Origin of the sequence: Ruegeria meonggei (assembly GCF_042768335.1) — a bacterium.
GTDB classification, from domain to species: Bacteria; Pseudomonadota; Alphaproteobacteria; order Rhodobacterales; family Rhodobacteraceae; genus Ruegeria; species Ruegeria meonggei.
Map to the genome: position 1 here is coordinate 2,880,001 of NZ_JAXHBT010000001.1, position 22,868 is coordinate 2,902,868.

Below are 22,868 nucleotides of genomic sequence, written 5' to 3' on the forward strand. Positions count from 1 at the left end.
AGACGAATTTGCCGTCTGCACCTGCCTGACCATAGACCTCGGCCAGCGCTCGAAGTTGCGAATTTGATCCAAAGACCAGATCAACCCGCGTGCCGGTCCATTTGACAGCACCGCTGGCGCGGTCGCGGCCTTCATAGACGCCGTTGCCCGCGGGCTTCCATTCGGTGCCCATGTCCAGCAGGTTGGTGAAGAAATCGGTGCTGAGCGCGCCGACCCGGTCCGTGAACTCTCCGAATTTCGTGTCGCCGAAGGTTGCACCCATAACCCGGAGACCGCCGACCAGCGCCGTCATTTCCGGTGCCGACAGCATCAGCAGCTGCGCCCTGTCGACCAACAGCTCTTCTGGAGAAATGCTGTAATCCGATTTCTGGTAGTTCCGGAATCCATCTGCAATCGGCTCCATCACCGAGAAGGAGTCCACATCCGTCTGATCCTGCGTCGCGTCCGTGCGGCCCGGAGTAAATGGCACCTGGACGTCGTGACCCGCCGCCGTGGCGGCCTGTTCGACCCCGACCGCACCGGCCAGAACAATCACATCGGCCAAAGAGACCTGTTTGCTGCCGGGCTGCGCATCGTTGAACGCCGTCTGAACGCCTTCCAGCGCATCCAGCGCTTTGGATAGCTTCATCGGCTCGTTCACGTCCCAGTCTTTCTGCGGCGCAAGGCGGAGACGGGCGCCATTGGCCCCGCCACGCTTGTCCGACCCGCGGAAGGTCGAGGCTGAAGCCCAAGCAGTCGACACCAATTCAGGCACCGACAGGCCAGCGGCTGCGATCTTGCCCTTCAGATCGGCCACATCCGCGTCATCGATCAGGTCGTGATCCACAGATGGGACATTGTCCTGCCACAGCAGTTCCTCAGCCGGAGCTTCGTCACCGATATAGTTCGAGCGCGGCCCCATATCGCGGTGGGTCAGTTTAAACCAGGCACGGGCAAAGGCGTCGGCGAACTCTGCGGGGTTCTCGTGGAACCGCTTTGAGATCGGCCCATAGATCGGATCCATGCGCATCGCCATATCGGCGGTGGTCATCATGGTTTTGACCTTTTTCGACGGATCATGCGCCGCAGGGGCCATGTCTTCTTCTTTCACGCCGACAGGTTCCCAGATCCACGCGCCCGAGGGGCTTTTGGTCAGGTTCCAGTCATAGCCAAACAGCAGGTCGAAATAGCCGTTGTCCCATTGGATCGGGTTCGCGGTCCACGCCCCTTCGATACCACTGGTAGTAGTGTCGTCGCCTTTGCCGGAGCCGAACTTGTTGATCCAGCCAAGGCCCATTTCCTCGATCGGGGCGGCCTCGGGTTCCGGCCCAACCAGATCGGGGTCGCCTGCACCATGTGCCTTACCAAAAGTGTGACCGCCAGCGACCAGAGCGACGGTTTCCTCATCATTCATTGCCATCCGACCAAACGTGTCGCGAATGTCACGACCTGAGGCCAACGCATCCGGTTGCCCGTCCGGGCCTTCGGGATTCACATAGATCAGGCCCATCTGCACAGCGGCCAGCGGGTTTTCCAGATCGCGTTCGCCCGAGTAACGGCTGTGCGGATTATCAGTCGGGGCCAGCCATTCGGTTTCAGTGCCCCAATAGACGTCTTCTTCGGGTGCCCAGATATCTTCACGGCCACCGGCGAATCCAAAGGTCTCGCCGCCCATGGACTCGATGGCACAGTTACCAGCCAGGATGATCAAGTCAGCCCAGGAAATCTGATTGCCGTATTTCTGTTTGATCGGCCACAGCAGGCGGCGCGCCTTGTCCAGGTTGCCGTTATCCGGCCAGCTGTTGAGCGGCGCGAACCGTTGGTTCCCGGTCGAGGCACCACCGCGGCCATCGGCCGTCCGATATGTTCCGGCGCTGTGCCAGGCCATACGGATGAAAAGGCCACCGTAATGACCATAGTCTGCCGGCCACCAATCTTGCGAATCCGTCATCAGCGCGTACAGGTCTTCCTTCAGCGCTTTCATGTCCAGCTTTTGAAACTCTTCCGCATAGTTGAAATCCTCGCCCATCGGATTCGATGCGGGCGCGTGCTGATGCAGGATGGACAGGTTCAGTTGGTTGGGCCACCAGTCCCGGTTCGACCTTGTGCCTGCACCATGCATGACAGGGCATCCGCCCGTTTTGGGGTTGTCACTTCCGTCCATATCGATCTCCAATCCTGGCTAATTTCCGGCTTGTTCGCACGGTCAAAACTCGGTCAATCAAGACCACAAACAGATGACACTTTTACTCTGCCCGAAAGTGCGGCTGAAACCACCTGTTCAAGGCATTGAGTATCGGCACCTCTTTTGTCTTGTCGCGCCACTCCTAGCAAATTTAAATCATGCGAAAAAGTTTTGTTTATCGATCATTGTGATAATCAAAACCTATCAATCAAAGGACAACTGCACGCTATGTGTCGCGCATCAGCGCTTCCAGACCAACCCGGTAATTCGGGTACAGCAGGGATACACCCAGTTCTTCCTTGATCCGATCATTTCTGACCCGCTTGTTTTCATTGTAAAAGCTGCGCGCCATCGGGGTCAGGTCAGCCTGATCAAACGGCACGGCCGGAGGCAGAGGCAGGCCCTGTAACTCGGCCGCATAAGCGATCACATCCTGCGGCGGGACGGGTTCGTCATCACACACGTTGTAGACCGCGCCGGGATTTGGCGCCGCCATCGAAGCCGCAAGAACCTGCGCAATGTCGGCAACATGGATACGCGAGAACACCTGACCAGGTTTGACAATGCGCCGCATGCCGACCCGCTTGAGCTTGGAAAACGGGCCGCGCCCCGGGCCATAGATACCGGCCAACCGGAAGATATGCGTTGGCAAACCGGGAACCGCCAGCCATTGCTGCTCGGCCTTCACCCGCCATTTGCCGCGTTCGGCCGTTGGTGTAGCCTGTGTGGTCTCATCCACCCAGCCGCCTTGGTGATCGCCATAAACAGCCGTCGTCGACAAATACCCGACCCATTCAAACTGATCCGCGCGCGCAGCGATCTCGTCGTGCAGTGCCGCAAGCACCGGATCACCGTCGGCCTTTGGCGCGGTTGAGATCAGTATATGTGTCACCCCGTCCAGATTCGGCACCTGCCCCGGCCAGACCACAGGATCCGCGCCCGAGGCTCGGATCGTGGCGGATTGGGCCGGGTCCCGCGTGGTGCCGCAGATGCGCCAGCCCTGAGGGTGCAACACACGGGATAAGGCTTGTGCCGAATACCCGTGACCAAAGGAGAAAAGAGTACCTGTCATGATACCTTTGATGATCTGCAATTCCTGCCAATGCAAGCGTCCGCTCCGGAATACTTGATTCGAATCCCTCAATGCGCCTTTCTTCTAAGCATGAGCCAAAAAACACCCGACCTGCACTCTGCCTACGCGCTGGATTCGCCTGAAGACCACAAGCAGCTTTATGCGGAATGGGCCGGCGACTATGATGATACCTTTGCCGCACGCGAGGATTACCAGCTCCACATACAAACGGCCCGCGCCTTTGTGGCCGCTGGCGGGCAAGGCCCGGTGCTGGATGTTGGTGCAGGCACCGGTTTATGCGGTGCGGTTCTGGCCGGACTTGGAGTCGGGCCCATCGATGCCACCGATATCAGCGCCGAAATGCTGGATCAGGCCATGCGCAAGGATATCTACCGTGATGCGATTGTGGCCGATCTGAATCAGGGCATCCCGGTACCACAAGGCAGTTACTCCGGCATCGTCTCGTCCGGCACCTTCACCCATGGCCATCTCGGTCCCGAAGCGCTTTCGGCCTTGCTGCGCGTGGCGCGGCCCGGGGCGCAGTTCGCCCTGTCCATCAATGCACAGCACTATGAAAAGCTGGGCTTTGCCGATGCGCTACACAAGCTGGCGCAGGGCCAGATACAAAATCTGACCCTGTCCGAGGTCCGGATCTACGGCGATCTCGCAGCAGGCCCCAACAGGGATGACACCGCCCTGATCACGATGTTTGAACGGACCTGACAGCCGGAGACGCTCAAGTATACATCTGTTTCTTATACGCGCGGGTCCGGGTCGTCGCCTCGGCAGATCCGTCGTGATACGTGCCAAACCACTTGTCGAAAGGGATCTCGGACGTGCCATAGTTGCACTCAAAATACCGGTGATGCAGCTGATGAAAAAAGTCACCGGCCCGGGCGGCATCCGCATCACCTACCTTTAGCTTTTCAAACCCGGAATGGGACAAAACCGGGCTGACCTGCTGGAAATAGCTGTGGAACAGCAAGTGCAGCGGATGTGACGGCACGATCAGGTGGATGAAATACGTGGTGAAATAGAACAGGTTTTCATACCAGTGGTTTGAGATCCCCGACCACGGCCCGATATTGACGTTTCGGTGATGCACCGCATGCACATGCTTATAAAGTTTCGGGTGATGCTCCAGCCGATGTACCCAATAGAAATGCAGCCCGGACCACATCGGGATGAACGCTAGCCAAACCACACACCAGACCGGCGCACTGGCCCACGTCACGGTGGGTACGTACCCGTTTGCCATCGCCCAGTAGATTCCCCACTGGTAGATAGTTGCTACTGTCATCGCGCTGCCCAATGTCCACCAGATATTGTCCCAGACCTGATTGCGGAACGTAAACGTGCCGTTGTCGCGGGTCAGGTCGCGGCGGTCAAACTTTTTGTACATGCCCTGTCCCTTGCGCATGTACAGCCACCAATGCAGGCCGCCCGCGACCAGGATCTGCGGCACCATGTTCAGCAGCCAGATGCGAAACATCCAGCCGGGTGCAAAGCTGTGCATTGACTCTAACGCAGGGAAAAACAACGCATAGGCCCCGACCGCCAGCACCAGACACAGCGTCAGGGCGGTGATCTGCAACCACGCACCGCTGTACCATTTCAGCACCGCAACCGGGCGCAGCGGCCAGCGGAACAGAGGGTTCAAACTCACCGGCCCCTCGGGGCAGTAATTCCAGCGGGCGGATTCAGGGTCCGGGGTCGCGCCGGTTGTTTCGGCAGCCCTTTGATCACGTGGCATAGTCAGACCCGTCGGCATCTAGCAAGGCCTTGATCTCACGCAGGTGAGCACCGGACTGATCGGGATAGTCGTCCAGTTCCTGTGCCGTTTTTTCGGCGATCTCGTCGGACAACACGCGCAAAGGCTGACCGGTTTGCAAGGCGCGGATGTAGGTTTCGGCCGCGCGCTCAAAATAATAAAGCCTGTTAAAGGCATCCGCCGGGTTGCTGCCGATAATCAACACGCCGTGATTGCCCATGATCATGACCTTCTTTTTCGGGTCCGACAGCATCGACGCACAGCGCTCGCCTTCGCTTTCAAAGGCCAAGCCGCCAAACTCCTGATCGACAACATAGCGGTTGAAAAACGTGGCCGTGTTCTGATCGATCGGTGGCAGAGTACTGTCCGCCAAAGACGCCAAAACAGTGGCAAAGATCGAATGCACATGCATGACACAGCGCGCATGGGGGCAACGGCGATGAATCGAGCCATGCAGGCCCCAGGCTGTCGGGTCCGGCGCGCCGGGCTGGGACATGACATCTGGGTCATTTGCGTCCAGAAACAACAGGTTTGACGCCGTGATACGCGCGAAATGCATCTGGTTGGCGTTCATCAGGAATTGCGTGCCCTCTTCATTCACCGCCAGGCTGAAATGATTGGCAACGCCCTCATGCATATTCAATCGCTCGGTCCAGCGGAAGGTGGCGGCAAGGTCCACGCGTTCAGGCCAATGGTCGATATTGGGGCGCAAGTTGGCAACACTCATTCCGGACTCCTGTCGGATGGCTGGGTTTGGGAAAACCGTGACTGCGCTGACCAGATTTGACCAACGAAAAAATCGCAGCTATTTCATAAGCTGGACTTATGGCAAGGTTATGCGCATGCAGAAATCGCTTCCGCCGCTGGGTTGGCTGCGCACGTTCGAGGCGGCAGCCCGCCACCTGTCCTTTACCGGTGCCGCCCGCGATCTGAACATGACCCAAAGCGCCGTCAGCCAGCAGATTAAGTCGCTGGAAGGGTATCTGGGCCAGCCGCTGTTTCAGCGCCGTCCCCGCGCGCTGGAACTGACCGAAGCGGGCATCACCTATCTGCCGGTGGTGCGCGAGGCGTTTCGAACGCTGCTCCGCGGCACCCAGGCCATCACGGGCGCGCAGCAGCACGCGGTTCAGGTCCAAAGCAATATCAGCTTTGCAGTCAACTGGCTGGCCCCCCGGCTACCCCGGTTTCGCACCGAGCATCCTGACGTTCAACTCACCATCTCTACCGAGCTTTGGGAGCCCCGTGAAATGGCAGAAGGCGCATCCATCGAAATCCGATATTCGCTGCGGCCCTCGGATACGGTGCGGACCGAAGTATTGCGGACCGAAGACTATTACCCCGTCTGCGCACCAGGCTATGACGTGACGCTGGATACGCTAGAGGATCAACCGCTTTTTGACTGCTCAAACCTGCTGTCGAATTGGGCGAATTGGGCAGAAGATCAGGCTCTAAATTGGAGAAATCCACCCATTACCTATTCGACGACCTATCTGGTCAGCCTGTCTGTTGCGATGGCCGGAGGGGGGCTGTGTTTGGCCCATGACACCATCGCGCGGGGCCTGATCGAACAGGGGCGCCTTGTGGCCCCCTTCCCGCATCGCGCGGTGATGCCAGAGGCCTATTACCTATTGCTGTCCCCTCAGGCCGAGGAAACACCGGGTGCGCTGGCCTTTGCCGACTGGCTGCGGCACGAGATGGCGGCAGATACTTTGCACTGATCCCCAGGGATTCTCCCGCCCATCGTCCCTGCCCCTTCGGGGTTGTTCCTCTGGTTGGGCCACGCAGCGCTGGCGCGCTGTGTGACGGTTTCATGATAGCGGTCTGGCAGGGGTTGCACCTTCCGGCGCATTTGGGAAAGGTGGGCCATGGAATACACACCCCTCCCCAGCTGGCCCGAAGTTGCCCCCCGTTTGATCGCCGTTGCCGCAGGACGCGAAGCCGCAGATATGGTGATCCGCGGCGGCATCTGGGTGAATGTGCACAGTCGTGAAACCCTGCCTGATCACGACATCGCCATCGCCGCCGGACGCATTGCATTTGTCGGGCCCGATGCCGCGCATTGCGTAGGCCCCGGCACGCAGATCATTGAGGCACGCGGACGCTATATGCTGCCCGGCCTGTGCGATGCGCATATGCACATCGAATCAGGCATGCTGACACCTGCCGAATTTGCCCGCGCAGTGATTCCCCATGGCACCACATCAATGTTCACCGACCCACATGAGATTGCGAATGTCCTGGGCCTGGACGGCGTGCGCATGATGCATGACGAGGCCCTGATGCAGCCGGTGAATATTTTTACCCAGATGCCTTCCTGCGCACCTTCTGCTCCGGGCTTGGAAACCACGGGCTATGAAATCACACCCGAAGACGTGGCCGAAGCAATGAACTGGCCCGGCATCATCGGTCTAGGGGAAATGATGAATTTTCCCGGCGTAATCCATGGCGATCCCAAGATGCTGGCTGAGATTGCGGTGACGCAGAGGGCCGGAAAAACGGTGGGCGGACATTATGCTTCGCCTTATTTAGGGCCTGATTTCGCGGCCTATGTGGCGGGCGGACCGGCAGATGATCACGAAGGCACCTGCGAGGCGGACGCCATTGCGCGGGTGCGGCAGGGGATGCGCTCGATGATGCGACTGGGCTCGGCCTGGTATGACGTCGAAAGCCAGATCACCGCCGTCACGGAAAAAGGGTTGGACCCGCGGAACTTCATCCTGTGCACGGATGACTGCCATTCGGGCACGCTGGTCAATGATGGGCATATGAATCGCGTCGTGCGGCACGCAATTGCCTGTGGATGCGACCCACTGATTGCGCTGCAGATGGCGACGATCAACACGGCCTCCCATTTCGGGCTGGAGCGCGAGATCGGCTCGATCACGCCGGGGCGGCGGGCAGATGTGATTCTAAGCTCGGACCTGACCGAGTTGCCTGTCGAACTGGTCGTCGCGCGTGGTCAGATCGTGGCCGAGGATGGCGCAATCTCGGTGGAGTGCCCCCACCTGAAATGGCCGGGCACGGCGCGCAACACCGTTCATCTGGGCCACGCGCTGACCGCCACCGATTTTGAGATCGCCGCACCCGCCGGAGCCAACCGGGTGCAGGCCAATGTGATCGGCGTCGTCGAAAACCAGGCCCCCACCAAAGCGCTGAAGGCTGAACTGCCGATCATCGGCGGGCTGGTCGAAGGCGAAGATGGCGTGTGCCAGATCGCTTTGGTGGAACGCCATCGCGCGACTGGTGGGGTAACAAACGCCTTTGTCTCGGGGTTCGGGTATGAGGGCAAGATGGCCATGGCTTCGACCGTGGCGCATGACAGCCATCATATGATCGTCGTGGGCACCGACCGTGACCAGATGGCGCTGGCGGCGAACCGACTGGCCGAGGTCGGCGGCGGTATCACCCTTTTCCGCGATGGCCGGGAACTGGCACTGGTGGAGTTGCCGATTGCCGGATTGATGTCGGACAGCCCCGCCACCGAGGTCGCCGCCAAGGCAGATCAGATGGTCGAGGCGATGCAAGCCTGCGGCTGCCAGTTGAACAATGCGTATATGCAGCACTCGCTGCTGGCCTTGGTCGTGATCCCGGAACTTCGGATATCCGACCTTGGGCTGGTGGATGTGCGCACCTTTGAAAAGATCGAGCTTTTGGAACCTCTGGCATGACAATAATAAAGACACCTGACGTCCCGACCCCCGAGAAATTCACAGACCCCGCTGCCGCCGTAGCGCGGCTGGAAGAGCTGTATGAACAGGCGACGCGTTTCCTGTGCGACAGCTTTGCCTATGCGATGAAGCAGGGAACTCCCTCTGAACGATTCAGAGCCTATTACCCGGAAGTTCGCATCAAGACCTCGTCTTACGCTCAGGTCGACAGTCGCCTGAGCTTTGGTCATGTATCCGAACCTGGCACCCATGCCACAACGGTAACGCGCCCCGACCTGTTCCGGTCATATCTGACGCAACAAATTGCGCTGCTGATCAAAAACCACGACCAGCCAGTTACAATCGGAGCATCGGATACGCCGATCCCGGTGCATTTCGCCGTGGCCAACAATCCTGATCTGGTCGTCCCGCATCAGGGCGCTGCGGGGTTCACCCTGCGAGATGTTTTTGACGTTCCGGATCTAACCACCACCAACGATGACATCGTCAACGGGGTGCATGACCACGAAGATACGGCCGGACCGCTGTCACTGTTCACCGCTCAAAGGGTGGATTATTCGCTGGCCCGCCTGGCGCATTATACCGCGACCGACCCCAGCCATTTCCAGAACCATGTCTTGTTCACGAACTACCAGTTCTATGTGTCCGAGTTCGAAAACTACGCGCGCGAACAGCTGGCCGACCGCGACAGCGGCTATACCAGCTTTGTTTCGACCGGCAATATCCAGATCACCGCCCCGGATGCTGCTTTGGACCAGCCACTGAAGTTGCCTCAGATGCCGACATACCACCTGAAACGCGCGGATGGGTCGGGGATTACGCTTGTCAATATCGGCGTGGGCCCGTCAAACGCAAAGACGGCCACCGATCATATCGCTGTATTGCGTCCCCATGCGTGGCTGATGGTCGGCCACTGCGCCGGGCTGCGCAACACACAGGCGCTTGGGGATTTTGTACTGGCCCACGCCTATTTGCGCGAAGACAAAGTGCTGGATGACGACCTGCCTGTCTGGGTGCCGATTCCACCGCTGGCCGAGGTTCAGGTGGCCTTGGAACATGCCGTGGCCGAGGTGACCGAACTTCAGGGATACGAGCTGAAGCGGATCATGCGCACCGGCACCGTCGCCTCGGTAGATAACCGCAATTGGGAGCTGCGCGATCAGTCCGGCCCAGTTCAGCGGCTCAGCCAGTCGCGTGCGATTGCGCTGGATATGGAAAGCGCGACCATCGCTGCAAATGGCTATCGGTTCCGAGTACCTTATGGCACCTTGCTGTGTGTGTCTGATAAGCCCTTGCATGGAGAGTTAAAGCTTCCCGGCATGGCGTCATCCTTCTATACAACACAAGTCAGCCGCCATCTGGCGATCGGAATACGAGCGATGGAACACCTGCGCGGCATGCCGTTAGAGCGCCTGCACAGCCGGAAATTGCGATCTTTCGACGAAACCGCCTTCCTCTGAAGCAAAAAAGCAACGAATTCCCCCTATTTTTAGGGTTTTCGACGCTACTATTCGTTGTGTTCACCCACAATATCCCGTTAAAGTTACGCGGTGAGGCCCAAATTATCGGGCACGTTAAGGAGACCAAGAAATGGCAAAGCCTATGACAAAGACTCAGCTGGTTGCTGCTCTCGCTGAGGAAATGGGAACCGACAAGAAAGCTGCGAACTCTGCGCTGGAGGCCATGACTGGCCTGATCACCCGCGAAGTTTCGGCCGGCGGTGCGGTGACCCTGCCCGGCGTTGGCAAAATCTACTGCCGCGAACGCCCCGAGCGCATGGTGCGCAACCCCGCCACTGGCGAACAGTTCAAGAAAGAAGCTGACAAAGTGGTCAAGATGACCATTGCGAAAGCTCTGAAGGACAGCGTGAACGGCTAATCCCAGCCTTTACGGATAAGCGATTGAGGGCCGCCGTTTGGGGGCCCTTTTTCTTTGAAGTAGTTTGAGTTTCTTTGCAGTGATTGAGTTCATGTGCTCAGCTGAAAAAGTTTAGGCCAGCTTTGAGCCCTAAGAGGATATTTGATAGACCTCAAAACCTGCTCTCGCAACGTGCCACATTGTGGGCGGTGATTGGCCTGTTCTAAGAAGCGTCAAGCCGCTGACGACCGACACAGACAACTCGCGCGGATCGGAATGTCCGCACGTGCCGCGGCTTGATCAAGAAGCAGTTTAACATGTGGGAGTTCAACGGTCTCACCTCTGCGTTGGAGACATTCGTGAAGGCCATGTAGCCCCCACACATTGCGGGGATTCTGGCTTGGCCGCGGGAGCTTGCCATCGAGCCCTAGATCGGCGCGGTATACTGCTTCAGCCTCGTTATGTTCGCCAGCCTCCATCAGCAACGCACCCAGCGCATGGCGCGTTGGTTGAGGCCAGGACCATGGTTCTTCATATTCTAATCCATCGTCCAATTTGACTGCCTTGCGAAGGTGATCGAGACCGGATTCCAGATTGCCGGCTTTGAACTTAACTTCACCTTTCATCATCTCTTCTGCTATGGCGAGAACATCGCGTGCCTTATTGTTAAATAGCATTCGACTATCCGGCACTTCGGCATAGGCGGCAGTGAAATTACCCATTTCGGACTGCGCCTCTTCGTGACGCCCGAGATTGGCGAGAGCAATAGCCTTGGCATAGTAGATGAGTGCGTTGGTGGTTACGTAGAGCTCCTTATCCTCTGGTTGTGGAAGTTCGAGAATCTCAGCCCACATTCCGAACCGGATATAGACATGAGGTGCCGCCGCCACGAAGGTCTCGAATATGTCAGGGTAAGAGCGCACCACCTCGTCTGGCACTTCATCGCGCAGGCGGGTAACCGATTCCACGGCAGCAGCCTTTTGGCCAAGGAACATCGCGCCGTAAAAAGCAAAGTGCAGATTGTGAATGCGGTAAAGAGCGTAGAAATTCGCCGCCCCAGCATATTCTTTGAACGCCTCATCCACCTTGGCCGCAGCGAGGTTGCGGTAAAGCACGTTCTGATACTCACCGCAGAGAACGTCGATATGTGTGGCCATATGAACTAGGTGACCAGCATCGGGCACAAGATCTGTAAGCTTATCGCCATGACGCAACGCCTTTTCTGGGTGCGGCGACATTTCCATCAGGTGTATATACATATGCAACAAACCCGGATGGTCCCACGCACCTGGGAGTTGGTCAAAGGCTCGTTCGAGAACTGACATGGCCTCGAGGGTCGAAGCTTCGGGGTTTGGAATTCCGTTGCTAAAATCCCAGAGCTGCCATGGCGTCCGGTTCATCATCGCTTCTGCGTAGATGCATGCAATGTCCAGATCGTCCTTATTGGCCTCGTAGACGGGTTTCATCACCTCCGCAAACCCATCGTTGAAGGGTTGATAGTCCTCGATTTCTGGATCAGTAGGATAGCGCGAAGCCAGTGCCTCAATTAATGCACGCTCCGTTGGTTTGGCGTTTTCAATTGCGAGCCCGGCTTTGAGTGCTGCGTGAGCCTTCGCCAGCGCAGGCGCCTTCTCATCGGGAGTGAATACCTCCCAAGGTTTATTGTAATTCGGACCAATGGCGTAGGCTATACCCCAATAGGCCAGCGCGCAGTTGGGATCGGCTTCGACAGCCTTCTCAAAGCAGACGATTGCCTCATCGTGATTGTAAGCGAACACCCAAACAAGGCCTCGATCAAACCATGTCTGTGCTGCAGGCACAGTACTTACAGGGCGGCTGTAACATCCCAAATCAAAGTAACCGGTCACAAGAAATACCCCCTCTTGAAAAGCGCACCCTAACACGATTCGCCGAACATTGATCGAATGCTCCAATTTTGAGGCTGAAGTGCCGCCAAAAGTCGGCCTTGTCTCGTTTTGTGTGAATTTACTGGCATTTCGTTTTTTCAGTCGCGGTGAATGTATCTTTTGACAGGCCGTGCCGCAGCACTCCGAACTCGTAATCAGGCTCGGCTTTGGGTCGCGCCTGACTCCGAATTAACCGTGTTCCAAGCAATGGCGCGCCATAGGCCGCGCGGGCGTTGAACTTATGTCCGCGATCTTCGTTTTTGTGATTATGTGCCGGGCTTTAGTCTTTTTCTTTGAGCCCGTGAGGTTAGTGCTGCCCCAGGCATTCGATGCCGCCGTTCTGTTCATTTTGGTTACAACTCTGATTATGCTTCATTGGCAGAAGCTGGATCATGCCGCCATTTCAGCGGTGCAACCGGCACAGAAGCTGAATGCGTCGGAACAGGTGTGGCGGTATGAAGCTGCAGCGCTGGCATTTTGGCGCGATTTCATGAGAATATCAAAAACGCCTCCGTGGTGCCGATCGCACACCACAGCCCGCGTATCTTACCGCGGATCATGATTGCGACTTCGTCCATGTGCCACTTGTCGTTCGTTTGAGGTCGATCCCGCCGGGTGCAATCTGCAAAATGCCGAGTAATACGATTGACCCACAGCCGCATCGTTTTTTAAGTGACAATCACGCGTCGCGCAGCCAAAAAGCCTCCCACATCAGCCGTACTCAGCGCGAAGCGGGGGTACGCCGAGACGAGCCAGGCAATGATCTCACATGGAAACCGGAATCCCTACAGGCGCGGCATGTTGGTCGGAGTGTTCATGGCCCGCAGATAGCCCGGTCAAGTCCAGCGAACAATTTGGCAATAACCGCTGGACAGGTGCGTCAATACGAAGGCTAAACCCAACCTTTCCGGAAATTTGCGACATAACCCACATCGGCTGCCTGCTCGCCAGCTTTCTGTTTCTTGATCGATTGGCTGGTTTGTTCGTTGGTGAATCTCGTCTTCATTTGTCCGTCCTTTGGTAGGGTGGGCTCTACAAAAGATGGAGAAGACACAGGAACTCAGGTCAGCTGGAATACAGGTATACTGCACTTTCAACCCTGTCGCGGAAGCAAGGAGGTGAGAATGAAGTCCTTTACACTCCCCATAAGCTTGCGCATCGGCACTTCTGATAGCACGCTACGATAAGCGCTGCCTTCCAGAACCTCGATTATTATCTGTGACGCTTGTTCCGGGTCGGGGACTGCACGAAAATCTTTGTCATCAATTCCCCTTTTCACAACAGCGGTAAGCGCGTGGGTCAACTCGGCGTGGTTATCGACAAATAGTTGCGCAATGTCTGGCTGACGGATTGCTTCACTGGAGATTTCCAGAGTGAGAATGACATTTTCCGGCGCGGCCAAGTACTTTGAGTAAGCGCGAATGAACTTATCCAACACTTTTGGAGTGGGCGACCGCATTGCTAGAATCTTTAGAAAAGGGTCCATTTCCTTTCGTTCCAACATCGCAATTTCGACCAGCACATCGTGCTTGCCGGGAAAGTGGTTGTAGAGATTTCCAAGACTAACCTGCGCCCGGTTTGCAATGTCACGCACGCCGGTCTGGTGATAGCCGCGCTCAAGAAAGCACATTACGGCCGCCTCAAGTATCTGATTCCGGCGCTGTGCCGAAGCTTTGTCCCGCTTGGACGCAGGTTTCTTTTCAGTTTCAGTCATTTTCAGTTTCACTATTGAACGAACGATCGTTCATAGTATATGACAATCAATCAACCGCCACAAGGCGTGTGTTAATAGATACTGAGAGGATGGTTGCGGAGTGGAAGCTAATCCCGATAAAGTTGCGCATAGACCTGCGCGCCCATGGGTGTGGATCGGGCTCTCGCTATTGGTCTTGATGGTAGTCGTCGTCCTGCTGTTCGGCGAAGAAGACACGATTGACGTGCAGGCATCGCAAACCGCGCCTTCCCCCCCTATAATCTCAGTGGTCAAGGTCAGTGCGGCACCCGCAACGACCCAGTTGTCTGCCTATGCCGAGGTTAACCCGCTTTGGGATGCCGAATTAAGGTCAGCTATTTCCGGGCGAATTATCGCAGTCCACGACGCCGCCCTTGCCGGCGCAAAAGTGGTTGATGGAGACCCTCTATTTTCAATCGAAAAGGCCCCTTACGAAAGCGCGGTCGCCGCCGCTGAAATGGAATTGGAAGAGGCCAAGCTTGCGTTACTGCGCGCGCAGAACAATGTGACGGTGGCCCGCAGGCAGTTCGAAAGAGATGGCACTGAACCGCCAACAGAACTGGCATTGCGACTACCCCAACTAATAATTGCGGAAAAATCAGTGGCCGCGGCTCGCTCGAGGTTGAGCGCAGCGCAAAGTGAGTTATCGGATACTGATGTAATTGCGCCATTTTCGGGCTTTGTGACTCGCCGCTTTGCCAGCTTGGGCCAAACGGTGGCTCCGGGAGACGCATTGGTTCACATTTCGGACAATCGCCAGTTTGAACTGGTCGCAGAGTTCAGTCAGGATGACTGGTCGCTGTTGAAGCACCCGATTTCCAACACCTACGCGAAGTTGCTGCATCGCAACGGTGAGCCATTGGGACAGGCGCGCGTGCGCCACGGAGGCGGTTTTCTGGATCAAGACACGCGACAAGTGCGCGTCTTTCTCGATATCACCAAACCGGATGAACGAATACTCGCCGGTGACTTTCTTCAGGTTCAGATCACAGGTCGCACGATCGCCGATACCTTCACTTTGCCGGAAAGTGCGCTGACACGCGCGGGCCATGTCTGGCTGGTTGGCGATGACGATCAGCTGCAGCGCGTAACACCAGAGATTTTGTTCCGCAGCGAGGGCACAATCACAGTCCTCGCGCCAGAAGCGGTGGGCACTTGGCGGGTTGCAAAGACCCCACTGGCTTCTTTTCTGCCGGGTCAGCGGGTGACATCGCAATTGGATGAGGGCTGAGCCATGCATGTGCTGACATCCTGGTTCATACGCAACCCCGTCGCCGCCAACCTTATGATGGCATTGATCCTTATTCTTGGGGTGCAAACGCTACTGAATATCCGCATCGAGGGTTTCCCCCGTATTCCGCCGGAAAGCGTTACAATTGTGATCGAATACCCCGACGCGACAGCAGAGCAGGTGGACGAGCTTGTCACTCAGAAGGTCGAACAAGCCCTTGAGGGGCTGGAGGGCGTGCGCAGTGTCACATCACAATCAGAAAACGAATTCAGCACTGTCACCGTGCGGCGGGCGGGCGGAGAGAAGCTGCAGGCGGTTTTGGACCGGGTTCGCATTCGGATCGACGGATTAACCGATCTTCCGGACACGGCCCGCCGCCCTGTCATCGAAGCGTCTGGCTTTGACTTTCCTGCACTGTATCTGAACCTTTACGGGCAAACAGACCCGGCCACATTGCAGACGTTGGCACAACGGCTCAAAGAAGAGTTGTTGGCACAACCAGAGCTCTCGCGTTTGCAAATCTGGGGGTTGATCCCGCGTGAAATGCGGATCGAGATCGACCCGGTGCGGTTGCGCTATTATGGCCTGACAGTTTCGGATGTCACGCGCGCCATTGACCAGAACTCGCTCTCGTTTCAGGCCGGACGCCTTCGCACCGAAGGCGGCACCATTTTTCTGCGCGCCGACAACCGAGCAAAATATCGCCCGGAATACGCGTTGCTACCAATCATTGAACGCAGTGATGGCTCTTTTGTCTCGCTCGGGGATATCGCGACCATCGAAGACGGGTTTCAGGACGGTGAATATCTGTTTCGCCTGAACGGCCATCCGACGGTTGGTATGGAAGTTCTGGTCGGGCAGAAAGAAAACCTGTTGGAAATCAGCGATGTAGTACGCAGCACCGTTGAAGAATTCAGTCGTCAGTTGCCAGGTGCAATTCAAGTCGACGTCTGGGGTGATAGCTCCGGATACATCGCTGACCGCCTCGCCCTTTTACGGTCGAACGGAGTGCAGGGGCTGATACTTGTAACGCTTATGCTGTCCCTGTTCCTGAACGTGCGATTGGCCTTTTGGGTTGCAATGGGCATTCCGGTTTCAGTCATGGGCGCGATCGCGGTCTCAGGCTCAAAATGGGTGGATTATTCACTGAACGATGTCACCACGTTTGGCCTGATCATCGCGTTGGGGATCTTGGTCGATGACGCCGTTGTCGTTGGTGAGAGTGTTTTTGAAGAGCGTCAGAAAGGCAAGGACGCCATCAAGGATACAGAACGCGGCGTGAAACGCGTAGCGGTCGCAACTGTATTTGGCGTGCTGACTACAATCGCCGCTTTCTTTCCGATGCTATTGATCGACAACCCGTTGGGTAAGGTACTAGCCGGATTTTCGGGCGTCGTAATCCTGACACTGATCTTCTCGCTCATCGAAAGCAAATTCATCCTGCCAGCCCATTTGGCGCACGTTCCAATGGGACGTGGGCGCCGCTATCTGCTAACCCGGCTTTGGGGCCAGGTGCAGGATGCCGCTCAAGGGGGGCTGCATTGGGTTCGGGATCGCATCTACCAGCCAATGCTTGTCGCTGCAGTACGCCAGCGCTACGCCGTGTTGATCCTGTTCATTGCCGCAGCGACCCTGGGGCTTGGACTGATGTACAAAGGCAAGGTCAGAACCGTGTTCTTCCCCGAAGTCCCGGGACAGATCATCACGATGAATGTTGAAATGGATGCTCGTGCGCCCTTTTCGCTGACACGCGCCAATGTAGACAGAATTGAGAGCGCACTGAACGACCTGAACACCGAACTTGCCAACGATGCGGGCATGAGCATTCTGCCCGTTCGGTCTGTGTTCACCATTATCAGCGGTGCTGGCGAGGCGCAAATCTATGCCGAAATGATCCCGGTAGGCGAACGCCCAAATGTGCCGATCCTGAGAGTCGTGCGCGACTGGCGAGATCGGGTGGGCGATGTCGAAGGGGCAACGGAATTGGAATTCACCGGGTCAGAGGCGCTCGCCGGTGGCTTTCGTATTCGCTTGATGTCCAAGGATGAAGATTTGCTTGAACAGGCCAGTGCCGAGATAAAAACATTTCTGTCAAAGATTGAAGGTGTGACGAACGTTCGGGATGGTCTTGTCGGAGGTCAGCCTGAGCTGAAACTGCGACTGCGCCCGGACGCGCGGAACCTTGGGTTCAACTCGGAAACCCTTGCCACTCAGATCGGATACGGATTTGGCGGCGCAGAAGTGACAAAGGTCAGGCGCGAAGGGTCCGAAATAAAGGTCGTTGTCCAGAACGCGCGTGAAGACAGCGATACACTGGCCGATCTGATGCAGACACAATTGCGCAGCGCGTCGGGTGCCTGGGTGCCGTTGGAGACCGTTGCCGAAATCGAAGGCTCCTATGCATCAGGTGTCGTCAACCGTCGGGACGGCAAACGCATGAACATTGTTGCCGCTTCCATCGATCGCACGCTTGTCGCCCCTGAAGAGGTCGGACAGGCCGTGTTTGAGACTTTGGTTCCTGAGCTGCGCGCAAAATACCCCAGCGTGACCGTCCTGGCCGCAGGCGAGCTGGAGGAAATGTCTGATATCAGTGGCGGCTTGAAGCGCGCCCTGCTTTTGGCCGCGGTTTTGATCTATGTACTGATGGCCGTGCCATTGAAAAGCTACTGGCAACCCTTTGTCATTCTGGCGATCGTCCCCTTTGGCTTTGTCGCAGCCGCTGTTGGTCATCTGATCATGGGTTTTTCGCTCTCTCTGTTTTCCTTTTTCGGTATGCTTGCACTGACCGGTGTCATCGTGAACGACAGCCTTGTTATGATCACCCGGTACAATCAGGCGCGCGACGAAGGTCAACCTGTCGACGCTGCATTGCACTCGGCTGGAGTCGGGCGGTTTAAGGCAATTTTTCTCACCACCGCAACCACTGTAATCGGCCTGCTACCTTTACTGACCGAGACATCAGAGCAAGCCCAGTACCTGATCCCAGCCGCAATCTCTTTGGCCTACGGTGAGCTTTTTGGCACTGCTCTGATGCTGGTGTTAGTCCCTGCGCTGATTGCCATCGCCGAAGACGTTATCGGTCTCTTCAAAACCACTCCCCTGCACCCTGCCGCCCAAGGGACATCAGTATGATCAGAACGCTCATACACTCTGCATTTGCCACCTTGGCACTGACAATGCCTGCTGTAGCTGACGGTCTTAATGTGACCGTCGTTGGTATCCGGAATTCCAAAGGAAATATCGTGATCCTCATTTTTGATGATGCGCGCGCCTTTGACAACTTCGACGTCTGGAGTGCCGTTGACTATGTTCAGATCCCGTCAAGGAAAGGCAATGTCCGTCACGAGTTTGAGAACCTAACCACGGGTCCTTACGCGGTTCTGTTGTTCCACGACGAAAACAGCGACGAAGACCTGAACATGACGGCGACGAAACTGCTGGAGGGCGTTGGTTCGACAGGAGCTCCAAATCCTCAGGATGAACCTGATTTCAATGCCGCTTCGGTCTGGCCAGGTGATGTTAGTGTTCGGATCCACTATGATCAGTAACCCGCTATGCTGACGGATCGAGACTTAACGGTTGGCACGCTTCTGAGTGTGTTTCGCTGGCGTGTCGGACTTACGTGGGCACTGATCCTGTCTGAAACTGCACTCACTGTTTTGATCCCGCTGTTCATCGGCTTTGCTATCGACGGGTTGCTGACCGAAGTATTTCAGCCCTTCTTCTATCTGGGGGCACTTTTGATCGCCCTCATACTGATCGGCGTAATCCGTCGAATCTATGACACTCGGGTTTATGGGAACATCCGTGTTGAGTTGGGTAAGGCGCTTGCATTTCGCTTTTCAAACTTACCGATATCGTCACTCAACGCCCGGATCGGAATGGGCCGCGAATTGGCAGATTTCATGGAAGAAACACTGCCTTCGGCAATCGCCGGAGTTGTACAGTTTGTTGCCTCGGGTATCCTGTTATTCTACTTTTCTCCTACGCTAGCCCTTTCGGCCTGTGTAGTGCTCTTTGGAATGATATCCGTCTATACGTTGTTTCATTCAACATTCTGGCGCTGGAACAGGGCGCTGAACGAGCAGGTAGAGCAGCAAGTTCGCATATTGGAACAACGCAGCGACCGACCTGCACACGTACACTTTAACAGACTGCGCCAGTTCGAAGTAAAACTCTCGGATACAGAAGCCGTTCTTTACGGTACGATCTTTGTTCTGCTGATCGGTCTGGTTCTGTTCAACCTTTGGTTTGCGACGCAACACCTGAGTGTGACGCCGGGGGCCATCTTTTCGATTGTCAGCTATTCTTGGGAGTTTGCCGAAGCCGCGCTGGCACTGCCGGTGACCTTACAATCATGGTCACGCCTGTCTGAAATCACGACACGCCTGGACCGCTCTAATGGGACAGCTCAACCGAGGACCTAGAGGCCCTGATGCCGATCGCTGAGATCTAAATTGCTAAACGCGGGTGGATGGCAGGATCACAGATGTCTCTTGCCGATATTACTTTCGGCACACAGCTGTTTGCTACTTTACTGTCCAGCTTGATCGACCCGATTTACCGAACCTGCGGGCTTACTATGACCGCTTGCACACGCCCCGGCTTACGCCGAGCGCGTGATAGTACATAAGCAACTTGAATTCCAACGTCCGGACTGCATCAAGCGCTACACTCGAGCTATACAGAGGTTCAAAGCCTTCGCTTCAGCAGAGGCCACGCTGGCAGGCAGCGACGTCGCATACATGATCCGTTAGGGCCAACACACGCCCGAGATCGGTCCCTTCAATCAATTCGCTAAGCTGGCTTGCGCCGCCAGACGGCCATCAACAGGGCCTGAAGCGCGAGGTCAGTTGTCATACGAGATTGCGCAGAAACAGCCATCTGCCGCTTCGAAAGCAAGAACGGACGATGCAGGGGTTCGATCTCTGGGAGATCTCCAGCGGTTCGTGGCACCGATTCGACCGTTCAGAACTGCTTTTGTGTCCCTGCACGTCGTCGCTCCGCCTTAACAAACCGGTATCTCTGTCTCGGAGCGTTTGACGCCCGGAAGGCGGCCGCTCGAGCAGCATGAAATCAGAGCATCGCGAGTTGTCTTTACTAAGGCGACTAACGTGACATCACCGTGCTCGGGGTTTGCTTGGCAGCCTTCCAATAGTAACTTGGCTGCTCAGGGATCGCGGCCATACCGCATCGAGATCATGTTCGAGCGCCTGAAGGGCTGGAGAAGTGTCACAACCCAATATGAACGCTGTCCCAAAGTCTTCCTGTCCGCAACCGCATTCGCTGCAATCGTCACCTACTGGTTACGAATCCTGTGCCTGGGATTTGTGAGCATCGAATAAGCATTCAAGGAATAAATTCAGTCGTCGCCCTTTGGATCTGCTCTTTCTCACTATCGCGGACATTTTCGAGACAAAACTTGCAGGCTTACAGTCAATTTTCCGGACTTTGCCTGCGTCCAGAAATGGTGTTGCCGTATGGCTCGGCAGGAAGCCGAGGTATCGTCCCGACAAAACAAGAAGCGCGAGAGCTTCTTCGTTTTGAACAAACGCAGATTTGCGTAGTTTGAGTTTCTGATGCACAGCCATGTTTGGTGAGTTGAAACTGAGCCCCGCAAACGAATACTTCCGAAGTTCAGCTACGGTAAACTCTGTTTTCTGGCGATCAAAAAGTTCGTGACTTCGACCACAAAACAGATGCATTTCTTCAGTGTAAAGGTCGGTGTAACTCAACATTGGTGATTGGCGATGCAGGGGCACTATGCCCAGGTTGAACTTGCCGTTGATGACGCCTTCCTCAATTATGTTCGGCGGCTCCATTGAAATGTCGAGCGTGACACCTGGTGCTTTGTCGCGAAACATCTGTATCGCACCAAAGACATTGGCCTCGGGGTTTGATGAAGCGTGATCGAAAAATGCGATCTTCAGCTTGCCGGTTAAATCTGCACGTGCTTCGTCAATTTGTTCCTGAAACCGATCGATGGATATAAACAGATCTTCCGAAGACTTCAGAACTTGCTCGCCGTCTGACGTTACCGAGAACCCGGCCGGACCGCGATGGCAAAGCTTAAGGCCCACGCGAGTCTCTAGGTCGGAGATGTGTTTACTGATCGTTGATCGGCCGATGTTCAGTTCAAATTCGGCTGCGGTGAACCCGCCGCAAGCAACAACTGTTTTAAATACGTCCAGCAACCTGATGTCGACATCCGTAACCCGATTTATCGCAATTTTTTTGGCCATACAAAAGTTTCCTATTTATCGACCTTTAATTCAACAAGTTTGTATTAACGACCCGGTTAAGCCTTTCTATAGTCCGCGCAATGACCGCCCGCGAAAAAAGGACCATTGCGGTACATTTCTGCTAAGATCGTGACAATAAAAAAGGGAGAAAGAGCTTATGAATATGATAAAATCATTATCCGCAGCAGCGGCAGCCGCATCCGTAGCCGTGCTGACACTTACCGCCCCGGCCTCTGCAAAGAACTTCAAAATTGCGGTTGGCGACAGCGGCGGCAGCAGCCAGGAAGCCACCGGTCTGGGCTTTGTCAAAGCACTTGAAGAGCTTTCTGGCGGCAAGCATACCGCCACCCTTTTCTTGAACGGACAGCTGGGTTCGGAACAGGATACCGTAAACGAGGCGGCTATCGGCACGCTGGATATGTCGCTGTTGGCGATCAACAACATCACACCATTCTCGCCAACCGTTGGTGTGTTCACACTGCCCTACGTCATTCTGAGTCTGGAAGATGCAGAAAAGCTGACCCAGGGCCCTATCGGCCAGGAATTGACCGAAAACACAATCAACGACGCTGGTGTACGCATCATCGCTTGGACCTACACCGGCTTCCGGGTTCTGACCAACTCAAAGAAACCGGTAAAATCAGTTGCAGACCTTGAAGGGCTTGTCATTCGCGTTCCCAAGAACGAAATTATGATCGACACCTATAAGGCCTGGGGCATTAGCCCAACACCGATGGCCTGGTCCGAAACCTTTGCGGGATTGCAGACCAAAGTGGTCGATGGGCAGGATAACCCTTATACCACCATCAACGCGATGAAGTTCTACGAAGTGCAAAAGTACGTCACGAACATTCGCTACATCTTCTCAATCGAGCCACTGATCATTTCCGAGCAAGTATTCCAGGAACTTTCCCCTGAAGACCAGGAAATCGTTCTGGAAGCCGGCAAGGCTGCGACCGCTGCATCTGCACAGTTTCTGCGTGACAAAGAAGCAGAAATCAAACAGATCCTTCTTGATAAGGGCATGCAGATTGATGATCCGGAAAACAACGAGCAAGAGTTCATTGATCTTGCGACGGCAGCTGTATGGCCGAAGTTTTACGAGAGCATCGGTGGCGTTGAAAAGCTGAACGCTGTTTTGGTCGAGATCGGTCGCGACCCCGTCTCGGAATAATCCTACCATAATATATGTCGGAGAGCGCCTTTCGGCGCTCTCCCAACAAA

General features: G+C 55.9%; 18 protein-coding genes and 1 pseudogene (1 of these 19 running past the window's edge). 12 read left to right on the forward strand and 7 right to left on the reverse strand.

Going from position 1 to position 22,868, the window contains the following annotated elements:
- Together katG and SJY13_RS14240 are read right to left on the reverse strand one after the other, a co-directional pair.
- A protein-coding gene (gene katG, locus SJY13_RS14235) for a catalase/peroxidase HPI (protein WP_377191653.1) crosses the window boundary here: on the reverse strand, positions 1–2,143 show its 5' portion. 59 nt of this gene lie to the left of the window's left edge; 2,143 of the gene's 2,202 nt are visible here — the first part of the coding sequence; the start codon lies at positions 2,141–2,143; its stop codon lies beyond the left edge, outside the window.
- A gap of 247 nt (positions 2,144–2,390) precedes the next feature.
- Positions 2,391–3,236, reverse strand: a complete 846-nt coding sequence (locus SJY13_RS14240) for an SDR family oxidoreductase (protein WP_377191655.1) — start codon at positions 3,234–3,236, stop codon at positions 2,391–2,393.
- A gap of 90 nt (positions 3,237–3,326) precedes the next feature.
- On the opposite strand from SJY13_RS14240, the gene SJY13_RS14245 reads away from it, so the two are divergent.
- Positions 3,327–3,959, forward strand: coding sequence for a class I SAM-dependent DNA methyltransferase (locus tag SJY13_RS14245; protein WP_377191657.1), 633 nt, complete (start codon positions 3,327–3,329; stop codon positions 3,957–3,959).
- A 13-nt stretch (positions 3,960–3,972) separates the two neighbouring features.
- Here SJY13_RS14245 and SJY13_RS14250 read toward each other — a convergent pair whose 3' ends face one another.
- Entirely contained in the window at positions 3,973–4,989 is a 1,017-nt protein-coding gene (locus tag SJY13_RS14250; protein WP_377191659.1) for a sterol desaturase family protein, read from the reverse strand.
- Complete coding sequence (locus tag SJY13_RS14255; RefSeq protein ID WP_377191661.1) at positions 4,979–5,734, reverse strand: class II aldolase and adducin N-terminal domain-containing protein; 756 nt, start codon at positions 5,732–5,734, stop codon at positions 4,979–4,981. Before SJY13_RS14255 ends, SJY13_RS14250 begins: the two co-directional genes overlap by 11 nt.
- A 115-nt stretch (positions 5,735–5,849) precedes the next feature.
- On the opposite strand from SJY13_RS14255, the gene SJY13_RS14260 reads away from it, so the two are divergent.
- From SJY13_RS14260 to SJY13_RS14275, 4 genes are all read left to right on the forward strand, one after another.
- Positions 5,850–6,725 carry a LysR substrate-binding domain-containing protein gene (locus SJY13_RS14260; RefSeq protein WP_377191663.1) on the forward strand — a complete coding sequence of 292 codons (876 nt, stop codon included), beginning with the start codon at positions 5,850–5,852 and terminating at the stop codon, positions 6,723–6,725.
- 147 nt (positions 6,726–6,872) lie between these two features.
- Entirely contained in the window at positions 6,873–8,675 is a 1,803-nt protein-coding gene (ade, locus tag SJY13_RS14265) for an adenine deaminase (protein ID WP_377191665.1), read from the forward strand.
- Positions 8,672–10,135, forward strand: a complete 1,464-nt coding sequence (locus tag SJY13_RS14270; protein ID WP_377191667.1) for an AMP nucleosidase — start codon at positions 8,672–8,674, stop codon at positions 10,133–10,135. Before ade ends, SJY13_RS14270 begins: the two co-directional genes overlap by 4 nt.
- Before the next feature lie 130 nt (positions 10,136–10,265).
- The gene (locus SJY13_RS14275) at positions 10,266–10,553 is read left to right on the forward strand and encodes an HU family DNA-binding protein (protein ID WP_085822390.1); all 288 of its coding nucleotides are present in this window, start codon (positions 10,266–10,268) and stop codon (positions 10,551–10,553) included.
- Between the two features lie 212 nt (positions 10,554–10,765).
- Here the strand turns inward: SJY13_RS14275 and SJY13_RS14280 are convergent, their stop codons facing one another.
- Positions 10,766–12,466 carry a tetratricopeptide repeat protein gene (locus tag SJY13_RS14280; RefSeq protein WP_377191669.1) on the reverse strand — a complete coding sequence of 567 codons (1,701 nt, stop codon included), beginning with the start codon at positions 12,464–12,466 and terminating at the stop codon, positions 10,766–10,768.
- Between the two features lie 214 nt (positions 12,467–12,680).
- Here SJY13_RS14280 and SJY13_RS14285 point away from each other — a divergent pair, with 214 nt between their 5' ends.
- On the forward strand, positions 12,681–13,001 hold the full coding sequence (locus tag SJY13_RS14285; protein WP_377191671.1) for a hypothetical protein: 321 nt from the start codon (positions 12,681–12,683) through the stop codon (positions 12,999–13,001).
- Positions 13,002–13,532: 531 nt separating this feature from the next.
- On the opposite strand, the gene SJY13_RS14290 is transcribed toward SJY13_RS14285, so the two are convergent.
- Positions 13,533–14,153, reverse strand: a complete 621-nt coding sequence (locus tag SJY13_RS14290) for a TetR/AcrR family transcriptional regulator (protein ID WP_377191673.1) — start codon at positions 14,151–14,153, stop codon at positions 13,533–13,535.
- Between the two features lie 178 nt (positions 14,154–14,331).
- Here SJY13_RS14290 and SJY13_RS14295 point away from each other — a divergent pair, with 178 nt between their 5' ends.
- The 5 genes and pseudogenes from SJY13_RS14295 to SJY13_RS23170 all read left to right on the forward strand — a co-directional run.
- Entirely contained in the window at positions 14,332–15,402 is a 1,071-nt protein-coding gene (locus tag SJY13_RS14295) for an efflux RND transporter periplasmic adaptor subunit (protein WP_377191675.1), read from the forward strand.
- 3 nt (positions 15,403–15,405) lie between these two features.
- Positions 15,406–18,534 carry an efflux RND transporter permease subunit gene (locus tag SJY13_RS14300; protein ID WP_377191677.1) on the forward strand — a complete coding sequence of 1,043 codons (3,129 nt, stop codon included), beginning with the start codon at positions 15,406–15,408 and terminating at the stop codon, positions 18,532–18,534.
- Positions 18,535–18,566: 32 nt separating this feature from the next.
- A complete protein-coding gene (locus tag SJY13_RS14305) occupies positions 18,567–18,950 on the forward strand; it encodes a DUF2141 domain-containing protein (RefSeq protein ID WP_377191679.1) in 384 nt (127 codons plus the stop codon).
- Positions 18,951–18,956: 6 nt separating this feature from the next.
- Positions 18,957–19,829 carry an ABC transporter six-transmembrane domain-containing protein gene (locus SJY13_RS14310; protein WP_377191681.1) on the forward strand — a complete coding sequence of 291 codons (873 nt, stop codon included), beginning with the start codon at positions 18,957–18,959 and terminating at the stop codon, positions 19,827–19,829.
- A 448-nt stretch (positions 19,830–20,277) separates the two neighbouring features.
- Positions 20,278–20,476: pseudogene (locus SJY13_RS23170) on the forward strand (IS6 family transposase); the annotation flags it as partial.
- Between the two features lie 232 nt (positions 20,477–20,708).
- On the opposite strand, the gene SJY13_RS14315 reads toward SJY13_RS23170, so the two are convergent.
- Entirely contained in the window at positions 20,709–21,644 is a 936-nt protein-coding gene (locus SJY13_RS14315; protein ID WP_377191683.1) for a LysR family transcriptional regulator, read from the reverse strand.
- A gap of 157 nt (positions 21,645–21,801) precedes the next feature.
- Between SJY13_RS14315 and SJY13_RS14320 the strand changes: the two genes are divergently transcribed.
- The gene (locus SJY13_RS14320) at positions 21,802–22,818 is read left to right on the forward strand and encodes a TRAP transporter substrate-binding protein (RefSeq protein ID WP_377191685.1); all 1,017 of its coding nucleotides are present in this window, start codon (positions 21,802–21,804) and stop codon (positions 22,816–22,818) included.
- The last annotated feature ends 50 nt before the right edge of the window (positions 22,819–22,868 follow it).